We start from the raw sequence: 12,928 nt of genomic DNA, 5'->3' as shown, positions 1-12,928 counted from the left end.
TATTAACAAAAACGATTTCGGAATCTTATTTCTTCTTTTTTAAAGTTTTTCGATTTGAATTCACTTTTGCTTCCAAATTAAAATTGGGTTCGTGTTTGTGTATTTCTTTCTCTTTTTGGATTTTGATGATTTTTGAAATTTTCATATTACAAATTATTTAAAAATGCCAAAGTGTCCACATTATCCGCATAATCCCAAAGTTTTGGTTGTTGGGTTTGCCCGAAAGTAACCGAATTTGGAATTAAGTCTTTTGAAACCACACATTGAATTTGTTCCGCATCAGCATTCAATCGAGTTGTGATTTCTTCTAAATTTTCGTAGAATTCATAGAAGACAGATGAAATAGGTGAGGCGTAACTCGTGTCTTCTTTAATCGTTAAAAACTCGTTATCTAATAATTGAAAATTACTCATCAAGAAAACTGCTTTGTTGTAATCGTAATTGTTCGCATATTTTTCATATTGAATCACATCACGATATTCGTACATTGCTTTAAAGAAATTATCAAAGTTGTAGTCTTTCGGTACAAAAAGTTTCGAAACATTACGACAACCTAATCCAAAATATCTAAAAATATCTTCGCCTAAACCTACTAAATCTTCAAAAGTTTCAGTTCCGTCTAAAACGGCAACCGAATTTCTGTTTTTACGAATGATACTTGGTTTGTCTTTGAAATAATATTCAAAATAGCGAGCCGTATTGTTGCTTCCTGTGGCAATTACGGCATCAAAACCTTCTAATTTTCCTTCAACAAACGTTATTTTTGAGTTAAGTTCAGGTTGAATCGCAATTAAATATTTTGCTAAAAATTTCAATAAATGTTGGTCGTTTGAAGACGTTTTTACCAATACATCATGACCAGAAATCAGAACTGAAAGAAAATCATGAAAACCCACTAACGGAATATTTCCTGCTAAAATTAATCCCACTTTCTTCGGTTCAATTTTTGAGAAATCATAGTTCGAAAGCCACTGATTTAGATTGTCCACGGTTAAGGCTTTTGCCCAAGATTGGACACTAAACTTTACTTGTTCAGGTGTAAACCAACCGTTGTGCGATTGTGAAAGTACAATCAAAGATGCAAAGTCATCAAAGAACAAATCGTTCTGTAAAACCGATGCTGCTTTAACGTTTCCTTCTTCAGAAAATTGACGTAAGAAATTCCCTAATTCAACAAAACTCGATTTTATTTCAATTTGTAACATTTGTAACTTGTTTATGTTTGGTTTACATTGTATTTTTGTAGCGCAAAATTAATCATAATATTAGAATATCACGTTTTTCTGAATTCTAATTTCTAAATACAAAAGCAAACATGGCAATTATAATAACAGACGAGTGTATCAACTGCGGGGCTTGCGAGCCAGAATGTCCAAATACAGCAATTTATGAAGGTGCTGATGATTGGAGATATAAAGATGGAACAAAATTAAGCGGAAAAGTAATTTTACCTGATGGAACTGAAGTCGATGCTGAAGCGGCTCAAACGCCAATTTCAGATGATATCTATTACATTGTTCCTGGAAAATGTACCGAGTGTAAAGGTTTTCATGAAGAGCCACAATGTGCTGCCGTTTGTCCAGTTGATTGTTGTGTGCCTGATGATAATCACGTAGAAAGCGAAGAAACACTTTTAAACAGACAATCATTTTTACATAATGAATAAAAAAAATCCTGATGAAAATCAGGATTTTTTTTTAAAGCAAAAATAATTTTATTTTGTTACTATATATTTTTGAAAAGATATGGTATCTGTTTTTGGATTGTAGGTTTCTAAAATTAAGTTGCCATCAACATCAAAATACCCAATTGCAGTTTTCTTTTTATTTTGGTAAATAAAGCTATTAGTAGTTGTTTTTCTTAAAAAAGCTTCTTCTTTTTTATCTTCAGATAACATACGATATCCTTTGCTATCTAATGCAACATTATATTTTTTACCTTTATAAGTATAATAAGATGAACGATCAACATCAACAGTTCTCGTCGATCCATCTGGATTAGTTATTGTTGTGGTAGTTTTTACCATTACAGGAGAATCCTTTAAATCCATATTAATGTTTTTTGGTTCCTGATTTTGCAATTCTATGTTCTGAACTTCTCTTGTATTTTCTTTTTTAATGTATGTTTTTTCTCCTTCAGAATCTTTAACCGTTGTAGTTGTTGTTTTAGTTTCGTCTTTAACATTAGTATTTTGACTTAACATCACATTTGTTGAAAATAGAAAAAGTAATCCAATTATTGCTGATTTCATAATGTATAGTATTAAAAATTAATAAGTTATAAAGGTAAAAGTTGCTCTTTAATTAATGTTACACAATAAACTAGAATTGTTACATATTTTCCAGTTGTTCCAAAATTCTAATAAAGCGGATTGAATTGAATAATTTGCTTTTTGTCAAACTTTGTGGCTTTCCAACTTTTAAACTATATTTGCACACTTTTAAAAATACATTCATAATGAAAGCAGGAATTGTAGGATTACCAAATGTTGGAAAATCAACTTTATTTAATTGTTTGTCAAACGCTAAAGCACAAAGTGCGAACTTTCCGTTTTGTACTATTGAGCCAAATATTGGTGTAGTAAACGTTCCAGATCCACGTATTGCTCGTTTAGAGGAATTGGTAAAACCAGAGCGTGTTCAAATGGCAACTGTTGATATCGTAGATATTGCAGGTTTAGTAAAAGGAGCAAGTAAAGGAGAGGGTTTAGGAAATCAATTCTTAGGAAACATTAGAGAATGTAACGCAATTATTCACGTTTTACGTTGTTTTGATAACGATAATATCGTGCACGTTGATGGAAATGTAAATCCAATTCGCGATAAAGAAACAATCGATATAGAATTGCAATTAAAAGATTTGGAAACAGTTGAAAAACGTTTGGAAAAAACCAATCGTGCAGCAAAAACTGGAAATAAAGAAGCACAAGCTGAAAAAGCGTTATTAGATAGAATTCGTGAAACATTATTAGCTGGAAAATCAGCTCGTACAGTAATTCCTCAAAATCAAGATGAGGTGGATATGATGGAAGAATTCCAATTAATTACCACAAAACCTGTTTTATATGTTTGTAATGTTGACGAAGCTTCGGCAGTAAACGGAAACAAATATGTTGACCAAGTACGTGAATTAGTAAAAGACGAACAAGCAGAAGTAATTATTCTTTCAGTAGGAGCAGAAGCCGATATTACCGAATTAGAAAGCTACGAAGAGCGTCAAGTATTCTTAGAAGATATGGGATTAACTGAGCCAGGTTCAGCAGTTTTAATTCGTGCAGCTTACAAATTATTAAAATTACAAACGTATTTCACGGCTGGTGTTAAGGAAGTTCGCGCTTGGACTATCAATATTGGAGATACAGCACCAAAAGCAGCAGGAGTAATCCACACCGATTTTGAAAAAGGATTCATCCGTGCAGAAGTTATTGCATTTGAAGATTTCTCAAACTACGGTTCAGAAGCTAAAGTAAAAGAAGCTGGAAAATTAAGAGTAGAAGGTAAAGAATACATCGTAAAAGATGGTGATGTAATGCATTTTAGATTTAATGTGTAAATATGAAGAGAGTCTTATTACTATTAATGATTCTTTTTTTTAGTTCGGTTTTCTCTCAAGAGAAGGTTAGATTGGGTATTCATTTAGGAGTAAATCATTATTCGTTGAGAGGAACTGAAGTTTTGGATAATGTAGATTCGAATTTTGGGTATGCAATTGGTTTAAATTTTGAATATAAAATTTCAAATAAATTTTTCTTATCGACTGATTTAATTTTTGAAAATAAACAAGTTGACTATAATTATGAATTTGATTATTGGTATTTAAATCCAGATGGATCTAATCAAGAATTTGTTCACTATAATGCAGTAACAAAAAGCTATTTTAATTTTTTAACATTACCAATTACTCTTAAGTACAAAATTGGAAATAAAAATCCTTACTTTATTAAAAGTGGTATTTACCTAGCTAAAATGCTTTCTCAAAAAGAAAAAACAGAATTCTCACCATCACTACCAGATTATTACAATATGTCTAGTGAGAACTTTCCTCTAGCTACGGAAATGGACAATCAAGACTATGGTTTAACATTTTCGATTGGGAAAGAATTTAAAATCAAAGATAAAAACTATTTAATTGTTGAGTTAAGAGATAATTTAGGATTTCATAATTCTGTATCAAGGCTTACAGCATATGGATATAGTAATCAAGAAATTAAAACAAATACGACAACTTTATTAATTCAATGGTCATTTGGATTATAGTTTCAAAATAAAATAAGCAAAACCGTTGAAGCCATTCAGCGGTTTTTTTGTGGCACAACATTTGTATCTGCAAATTAAAACAAACTACCATGAAAAAATATCTTATTCTAGCCTCATTTGCTTTGGCTATGGCTTCCTGTAAAGATTCAGGATTGCACAACAGTTTTATTTATTTTTCTGAAGCCCAACCCACAAATGTGGATGAGATTAATGAATTTCCAAAGAAGTTTGTTCGAACCTATACGATGGATTATTCACATCGTTTAGTAGTGCAACCCAAATGTGCTTACATTTTAGAAATAGAAACTTTAACCGCCTTAAAATCAGAATTGGATTCTATTCCCGAATTTGAATTGCGCAACAATCAGGTTTTCGATAAATCCGAAAATAAAAGTTATAAAACATTCATTAAAGGCGATACAATTGCGTTTGAAATAGAGCGTTTGGATACCATTTTCTCTTTTGCAGAAAACGAAATCGCTAAACAATATAAATCTTCATTGGTTTTAAATAAAGAAGTGGATGGAAAATACCAAACCAGTATTTTGAAATTATCCACTATTGGAGCAAGACACATTCAACTCGGAACCAAAAAAGATTTTACAAAGTTAAAGGCTGAATTAAAAATTCCCTTTGTGGCAGAAATGAAAGAAAACGACACGCTTCACGTAGTTTTAACACCTACTCGTGCCGATTTTAGAAAGTTATTGCGAAAAGAAGGATTTGAGTACGAAAGCAATTACTTGTTTAAATAAAAAGCTATGAAAATCATCAAAAAACTTCTGAAATACACTGTAATTTTTGTATTGTCATTGATGACTTATTTGCTCATTGTAACTTTGTTGTCTTTTGTTTCAGTAAATGAAGATTTTGCTGAAAACCAAAAAGAAATTCCAATTTACATTCTAACTAATGGTGTACACACCGATGTTGTTTTGCCTTTAAAAAGCGAATACTACGATTGGACCAACCAACTCAAACCAGAACATACTAAAGCAAAAGATTCTACGTATCAATATGCAGCTTTAGGTTGGGGCGATAAAGGTTTTTACTTAGAAACACCCACTTGGGAAGACTTAAAAGCAACTACGGCTTTGAAAGCAGCTTCTGGATTAAGTGCAACTGCAATGCATGTAACGTTTTATAAAGATTTGAAAGAAAGTAACTCTTGTAAAAAACTTCAAATTTCTTCCGATAATTACAAAAAGTTGATTCTGTTTATTAATGAATCTTTCCAAACCAAATCAGGGGAATTTCTAAAAATTGAAACCGATGCCGTTTACGGAAAACACGATGTTTTTTATGAAGCCAATGGAAGTTACTCGCTATTTTATACTTGCAATTCTTGGGCAAATCAAGCCTTAAAAGCAGCCAATCAAAAAGCCGCACTTTGGACAATTTCTGATAGTGGAATTTTTAGGCATTATAACTAAATTTGGAGTATGGATTTTGTCAAAAAATATAAGTTAAGAATTCTTTCAATTCTGTCTGTTTTATTCTTGTTTTTACCATTCGTAAAGCAATGTGATAATGTTGAATATGTAAATTCAAATCCTATTTGTGATGGATGTAAAGTGTCAGCTGATTCTCAAAGTTTATTATCCGACATTATTTTTTATTTAAAAGTTTACTTTGTAGAAGAAAGTAAATCTGTTATTGACTTAACTTTTCAAATTAAAGATCTTTTTGGTGTAAATATTTTAAATGATTTAGGGGTGTTTTTGTTGTTTCTTTCTTCTATATTTTCAATTTTATTGGTTTTGTTTTCATTGTTTGGGTCATATAAAATTTTCAATAATAAGTTTAAAAATACTTCAAAAGTATATTTAATTAACTTGATTTTGATTTTACTTATTATGCTTATAAATGGATATGCTTTTATTGATAGAATTGGTCAAATAAAAATTGGTTTTTATTTATTATTAATTACAAATTTTTACCTTTTCCGTCATTTCAGGAAGTTAAAGATTGATAAATAATTTGTCTTTTTTCTTTCCTCTTTTTTCTATCTTCTTAACCATATTTTGTCAATAACTTCTCGGTTTCTGGCTTCCAATCTTTGGAGATATGTGCTATATTGCACAAAATCCAAAATCTATCTATGTTAGAGCAAAATCAATATACCGAAGACAATATACGTTCCCTCGATTGGAAAGAACACATTCGTATGCGTCCTGGTATGTATATCGGAAAACTTGGTGATGGTTCGTCGCCCGATGATGGTATTTATATTTTATTAAAAGAAGTATTGGATAACTGTATCGATGAATTTGTCATGGGTGCAGGAAAAACCATAGAAGTTACCATCAAAGATAAACTCGTTACGGTGCGCGATTATGGTCGAGGTATTCCGTTAGGAAAAGTAGTTGATGTAGTTTCCAAAATGAATACGGGTGGAAAATATGACTCCAAAGCCTTCAAAAAATCGGTAGGTTTAAATGGTGTCGGTACAAAAGCCGTAAATGCACTTTCCAATTATTTCCGAGTAGAATCGGTACGTGATAACCAACAAAAAGTAGCGGAATTCTCTGCAGGAAATCTAACCTTAGAAGAAGACGTTCAAGAAACAACCAAGCGTAAAGGAACAAAAGTTTCGTTTGTTGCCGATGAAGCGATTTTCAAGAACTACAAATACCGTAATGAGTATATCATCAAGATGCTCAAAAATTACTGTTATCTAAATACGGGATTAGTCATTTATTACAATGGTGAAAAGTATTTTTCAGATAACGGTTTAAAAGACTTATTAGAAGAAGCCATTCACGAAGACGATATGGTGTATCCAACGATTCATTTGTTGGGCGACGATATCGAAGTGGCTATTACACACAGTAAATCGCAATATTCAGAAGAATATCATTCGTTTGTTAACGGACAAAATACTACGCAAGGAGGAACGCATTTAGGTGCTTTTCGTGAGGCGATTGTAAAAACCATCAAAGAGTTTTACAACAAACCTTTTGAAGCTTCGGATATTCGTAAATCGATTGTTTCTGCAGTTTCGGTTAAAGTGGAAGAACCAGTATTCGAATCGCAAACCAAAACCAAATTAGGTTCTACCGATATTGGTCCGAATGGGCCTTCGGTGCGTTCGTTTGTGAATGATTTTATCAAAACTAAGTTAGATAATTTTTTACATAAAAATCCAGAAGTTGCCGATGCGTTATTGCGTAAGATTTTACAAGCTGAACGCGAACGTAAAGAACTTTCGGGCATCAGAAAATTAGCCAAAGATCGCGCTAAAAAAGCCAGTCTGCATAATAAAAAATTACGCGATTGTCGTGTGCATTTAACTGATGCTAAAAACCCAAGAAGTTTAGAAAGTACGCTTTTTATTACCGAGGGAGATTCGGCTTCGGGTTCCATTACCAAAAGTCGTGATGTAAATACACAAGCGGTTTTTAGTTTACGTGGTAAGCCGTTGAATTCGTATGGAATGACCAAGAAAATTGTGTATGAAAACGAAGAATTCAATTTATTACAAGCCGCATTAAACATCGAGGAAGACATGGGCGATTTACGTTACAACAATATCGTAATTGCAACCGATGCCGATGTCGATGGTATGCACATTCGCTTGTTGTTGATTACGTTTTTCTTGCAGTTTTTCCCAGAGTTGATTAAAGACGGACATTTGTATATTTTACAAACGCCTTTGTTCCGTGTGCGAAATAAAAAAGAAACGATTTATTGCTACAGCGAAGAAGAACGAGTAAACGCCATTGAAAAACTAAAGCCAAAACCAGAAATCACCCGATTCAAAGGATTAGGGGAAATTTCACCAGATGAGTTCAAGCATTTCATTGGGCAAGACATTCGATTAGATCCTGTTATGTTAGATAAAGCCACTTCTATCGAAACCTTGTTAGAGTTCTACATGGGTAAAAATACTCCAGACCGCCAAGAGTTTATCATTAACAATTTGAAAGTGGAATTGGATGTGGTGGAGAAAAATTAGTGTTCAGTGTTCAGTTTATAGTGAGCAGTGATTTTGAATTAAAAAAGTATACTGAAAATAATTCAGCATAAAAATGAAAGACGAAGAAGAAGATAACATCATTCCAAACGAAGACGAAAATTTCGATAACCAAGACAGTCCCGCTAACGAGGAAGGTTTTGACGATATTCGTGTTTCAACGGGACATCATTTTTACGAAAACAACGAAAACCCAGAAGATACCATTACCAAAGTTACAGGAATGTACAAAGATTGGTTTTTGGACTACGCTTCGTATGTAATTCTAGAACGTGCAGTTCCAGCGATTGAAGACGGTTTTAAACCGGTGCAACGTCGTATTATGCACTCCATGAAAGAGTTAGATGATGGTCGTTACAATAAAGTAGCCAATATCGTTGGTCACACCATGCAGTATCACCCACACGGAGATGCGAGTATTGGTGACGCCATGGTGCAAATTGGGCAAAAAGACCTAATCATCGACATGCAAGGAAACTGGGGAAATATCTTAACAGGAGATAGTGCCGCAGCTTCCCGTTACATTGAAGCCAGAATTTCAAAATTTGGTCACGATGTGTTGTATTCGCCAAAAATCACCGAATGGGGAATGTCATACGATGGTCGTCGTGCGGAACCGATTAATCTTCCAGTGAAGTTTCCATTGCTGTTAGCTCAAGGCGCAGAAGGTATTGCAGTAGGTTTATCGACCAAAGTGTTACCTCACAATTTTAACGAATTAATAGACTCGTCTATCAAAATATTAAAAGGGAAACCTTTTACCTTATTTCCCGATTTTCCAACCGCAGGTATTGCTGATGTTTCCAATTATAATGATGGATTACGTGGTGGCCGTGTGCGTGTGCGTGCAAAAATTGGGCAGTTAGACAAACAAACTTTGGTGATTACCCAAATTCCGTTTTCAACCAATACGTCAACATTGATTGATAGTATTCTGAAAGCCAATGAAAAAGGGAAAATAAAAATCAAGAAAATTGAAGACAACACGGCTGCTGAGGTTGAAATTTTAATTCATTTGCCAGCTGGTGTTTCACCTGATAAAACAATTGATGCCTTGTATGCGTTCACGGCTTGTGAAACTTCGGTGGCGCCTTTAGGTTGTGTGATTGCAAATCATAAACCATTGTTTATTGGGGTTTCGGATATGTTGAAAATTTCGACCAACAGAACGGTAGATTTGCTAAAACGCGAATTGGAAATTCAGTTAGACGAATTAGAAAATAAATGGCATTTCTCTACGTTAGAAAAGATTTTCATTCGTGAAGAAATGTACATCGACTTCAAATTGTATTCCGACAGAGAATCGTTGTACAAATATATGTATGATCGATTTGAGCCGTTTTTAAAATCATTTGTTCGTGAAATTAATGATGATGATTTACAAAAATTAACGCAAATTCCAATGATTCGTATTACACGTTTCGACTCGGATAAAGCGGATGAAGCGATTTCGAAATTGGAAGCCGAAATGGAACAAGTGAAGTATCATTTGGATCATATTATTGATTATACAATTGATTTCTTCCAAAAACTAAAAGACAAATACGGAAAAGGACGCGAGCGTCAAACCGAATTAAGAAGTTTTGATAATATTGAGGCTACGAAAGTGGTTTTACGAAACACAAAATTGTATGTAAATCGTGAAGAAGGTTTCTTTGGAACAGGTTTAAAGAAAGACGAATATGTTGCCGATTGTTCGGATATCGATGATGTAATTGTATTCCTTCGCGATGGAAAAATGATGGTAGCGAAAGTAGATGATAAAAAATTCGTTGGGAAAGATATTATTCACATCGCTGTTTTTGACAAAAACGACAAACGAACCATTTACAACATGATGTATCGTGATGGTAAAAACGGTTCGACTTTTATCAAACGTTTCAATGTTTCTGGGGTAACTCGTGATAAATTTTACGATTTAACACAAGAAAAACCAGGTTCAATGGTGTCGTATTTCTCTGCCAATCCAAATGGAGAAGCCGAAGTGGTTACGATTTTATTACGTCAAGTAGGTAGTGTGAAAAAACTGAAATGGGATGTTGATTTCTCAGATATTGCTATCAAAGGAAGAGCTTCACGTGGAAATACGGTAACCAAATATCCAATCAAAAAAATTGAGTTAAAAGAGAAAGGAATTTCGACTTTACGACCAAGAAAAGTTTGGTTTGATGATACGGTGCAACGATTAAATGTCGATGGAAGAGGTGAGTTATTAGGCGAATTTCGTCCAAATGATCGTTTGTTGATTGTGAACCAATCTGGAAAGCTAAAAACCATTATTCCAGAATTAACAACGCATTTTGACGAAGACATGATTGTGTTGGAAAAATGGAATCCAAATAAACCTGTTTCGTGTATTTATTACGATGGCGAAAAAGACCGTTATTTTGTAAAACGTTTCTTGGTTGAAAACGAAAATAAAGAAGAAATTTTCATCACCGAACACGAAAAATCGCAATTAGAAATTGTTTCTACTGATTGGCGTCCGGTTGCTGAGGTAATTTATGCTAAAGTAAAAGGCGTTCAAAAGGAAAATCAAATTGTTGATTTAGAACAATTTATTGCGGTTAAAGGAATCAAAGCTTTGGGTAACCAATTAACTGCTGATAAATTAAAACAGATTAATTTATTAGATCCGTTGCCTTACGAAGAACCTGAAGTTATTGCTCCAGAAGAAATGGAAGTTAAAGACAGTGTTGATATTACAGACTTCAATATAGAATTAGACGACGACGGACAAATAACGTTGTCTTTAGATTAAAATTAAAAGATGTTCGAAAGGTTTTATGTTTTTTGTCATGCTGAATTCATTTCAGCATCTAAATTTTAGAAACTGAAACAAGTTCAGTTTGACAGGGAATGAACTTTTTTGAACATCTTTTTTATTTGATTTTTATCATATTTTTTAAAAATTTCATTCGCTAACTTTACTATAAATTATAACACAACAACTAATGTCAACATTTCCATCAGACATTGAAATTGCGCAAAATGCAACCATGTCTCACATTAAAGAAATCGCCAATAAAATCAATATTTCAAACGACGATTTAGAATATTATGGCAAATATAAAGCCAAATTACCTTTACACTTACAACAAGAAAATCCAAAAGGAAAACTAATTTTAGTTTCAGCCATGTCACCAACTAAATATGGTGAAGGAAAAACAACCATGTCAATTGGTTTAACCGATGGTTTAAATTACATCGGTAAAAAAGCGATTGCGGTTTTGAGAGAACCATCTCTTGGACCTGTTTTTGGTTTAAAAGGCGGTGCTGCTGGCGGTGGTTATGCCCAAGTTTTGCCAATGGAAGATATTAATTTGCATTTTACAGGAGATTTCTCTGCGATTGAAAAAGCGAATAATTTGCTTTCGGCGATGATTGATAATAATCTGCAAAATCAGAAATATTCTTTGAATTTAGATCCACGAACAATTGCTTGGAAACGAGTGATGGATATGAACGATCGTTCGCTTCGTCAAATTATCATTGGAGTTGGAGGAAAAACAAACGGGATGTTACGAGAAGACGGTTTCAATATTACACCCGCTTCTGAAGTGATGGCGATTTTGTGTTTGGCAAAAGATTTAGAAGATTTGAAACTTCGTTTAGGAAATATTTTTATTGGGAAAACGTTTGATGGAAAGCCTGTTTTTGCTCGCGATTTGAATGCAGTAGGAGCAATGACTGTTTTGTTGAAAGATGCTATTAAACCTAATTTAGTACAAACTTTAGACGGAAATCCTGCTATTTTACATGGTGGACCTTTTGCGAGTATTGCGCAAGGAACGAATACTGCAATTGCTACCAAAATGGGATTATCGTTAGGTGATTATGTAGTTACAGAAGCTGGTTTTGGTGCCGATTTAGGTGCCGAAAAATTCTTGCATATTAAATGTGAACAAGTTGGTTTAAAACCTGATGCTGTTGTTTTAGTGGCTACTTTGAGAGCAATAAAACATCATGCCGGAATGAGCGAATATGAATTGAAAGTACCAAAAGTAGCTGCGATTGAAAGTGGTTTTTGTAATTTAGAAAAACATATCGAAAACATTCAGAAATTTGGACTTAATCCTGTGGTTTGTGTGAATGCTTTTCCAGATGATACACAAGCAGAATATGATAAATTGAAAGAATTATGTGCTGCAAAAGGTGTAACCGCAATTGTAAGTACAGCTTTTGTTGAAGGCGGAAAAGGTTCGGCTGAATTGGCTTCGAAAGTCATTGCAGAAATAGAAGCTGGTAAAGCAAATTACAAACCGCTTTATGTGCCTTCGGATAGTATTGAACATAAGATAAAAACGGTTGCTACGGAAATTTATGGTGCCAATACGGTAGATTTTTCCCCAAAAGCAAAAACACAATTAAAAATGATTAACGATTTAGGTTTTAGTCATTTTTCGGTTTGTATGGCCAAAACACCAGCAAGTTTTTCGGACAATGAAAAGTTAATTGGTCGCCCAACGAATTTTGATATTACGGTTCGTGAATTTGAAATTGCGAGTGGTGCTGGATTTATTGTACCGCTTTTAGGTGAAGTAATGCGAATGCCTGGTTTACCTGCTGTTCCAAACGCAGAACGAATTGATATTGATAATGAAGGAAGAATTACGGGATTGTCTTAACACTTATATTCTATAAATAAAAATGTCCCGATATTTTCGGGACATTTTTTTATATAATAACTTTATAA

At 33.5% G+C, this 12,928-nt stretch carries 11 protein-coding genes; 9 read left to right on the top strand and 2 right to left on the bottom strand.

Annotation, left to right across the window (positions count from 1 at the left end):
* Positions 1-146: 146 nt before the first annotated feature.
* The gene (locus tag M9Q43_RS12425; RefSeq protein ID WP_262319196.1) at positions 147-1,205 is read right to left on the bottom strand and encodes an acyl-CoA reductase; all 1,059 of its coding nucleotides are present in this window, start codon (positions 1,203-1,205) and stop codon (positions 147-149) included.
* Between the two features lie 110 nt (positions 1,206-1,315).
* On the opposite strand from M9Q43_RS12425, the gene M9Q43_RS12420 reads away from it, so the two are divergent.
* Entirely contained in the window at positions 1,316-1,666 is a 351-nt protein-coding gene (locus M9Q43_RS12420) for a 4Fe-4S dicluster domain-containing protein (RefSeq protein WP_262319195.1), read from the top strand.
* Positions 1,667-1,714: 48 nt separating this feature from the next.
* Here M9Q43_RS12420 and M9Q43_RS12415 read toward each other — a convergent pair whose 3' ends face one another.
* Positions 1,715-2,251, bottom strand: coding sequence for a hypothetical protein (locus M9Q43_RS12415; RefSeq protein ID WP_262319194.1), 537 nt, complete (start codon positions 2,249-2,251; stop codon positions 1,715-1,717).
* 206 nt (positions 2,252-2,457) lie between these two features.
* Between M9Q43_RS12415 and ychF the strand changes: the two genes are divergently transcribed.
* The 8 genes from ychF to M9Q43_RS12375 all read left to right on the top strand — a co-directional run bounded on the left by ychF (position 2,458) and on the right by M9Q43_RS12375 (position 12,860).
* Positions 2,458-3,552, top strand: coding sequence for a redox-regulated ATPase YchF (gene ychF / locus M9Q43_RS12410; RefSeq protein WP_262319193.1), 1,095 nt, complete (start codon positions 2,458-2,460; stop codon positions 3,550-3,552).
* 2 nt (positions 3,553-3,554) lie between these two features.
* Positions 3,555-4,256, top strand: coding sequence for a porin family protein (locus tag M9Q43_RS12405; RefSeq protein ID WP_262319192.1), 702 nt, complete (start codon positions 3,555-3,557; stop codon positions 4,254-4,256).
* An 89-nt stretch (positions 4,257-4,345) separates the two neighbouring features.
* Positions 4,346-5,011, top strand: a complete 666-nt coding sequence (locus M9Q43_RS12400; RefSeq protein ID WP_262319191.1) for a hypothetical protein — start codon at positions 4,346-4,348, stop codon at positions 5,009-5,011.
* Between the two features lie 6 nt (positions 5,012-5,017).
* Positions 5,018-5,689, top strand: a complete 672-nt coding sequence (locus M9Q43_RS12395) for a TIGR02117 family protein (protein WP_262319190.1) — start codon at positions 5,018-5,020, stop codon at positions 5,687-5,689.
* Positions 5,690-5,698: 9 nt separating this feature from the next.
* Positions 5,699-6,235: a hypothetical protein gene (locus tag M9Q43_RS12390; protein WP_262319189.1), complete on the top strand. Its 537-nt coding sequence runs from the start codon at positions 5,699-5,701 to the stop codon at positions 6,233-6,235.
* Positions 6,236-6,357: 122 nt separating this feature from the next.
* The gene (locus M9Q43_RS12385; RefSeq protein ID WP_262319188.1) at positions 6,358-8,214 is read left to right on the top strand and encodes a DNA topoisomerase IV subunit B; all 1,857 of its coding nucleotides are present in this window, start codon (positions 6,358-6,360) and stop codon (positions 8,212-8,214) included.
* 73 nt (positions 8,215-8,287) lie between these two features.
* Positions 8,288-10,993 (top strand): DNA gyrase/topoisomerase IV subunit A, encoded by a 2,706-nt coding sequence (locus M9Q43_RS12380; protein ID WP_262319187.1) that lies wholly within the window; start codon positions 8,288-8,290, stop codon positions 10,991-10,993.
* 193 nt (positions 10,994-11,186) lie between these two features.
* Entirely contained in the window at positions 11,187-12,860 is a 1,674-nt protein-coding gene (locus M9Q43_RS12375; RefSeq protein WP_262319186.1) for a formate--tetrahydrofolate ligase, read from the top strand.
* Positions 12,861-12,928 lie beyond the last annotated feature (68 nt).

Source organism: Flavobacterium odoriferum (assembly GCF_025499515.1).
Taxonomy (GTDB): domain Bacteria; phylum Bacteroidota; class Bacteroidia; order Flavobacteriales; family Flavobacteriaceae; genus Flavobacterium; species Flavobacterium odoriferum.
The sequence above is the reverse complement of the archived record's forward strand: the minus strand, read 5'-3'. Positions and strand labels throughout refer to the sequence as shown.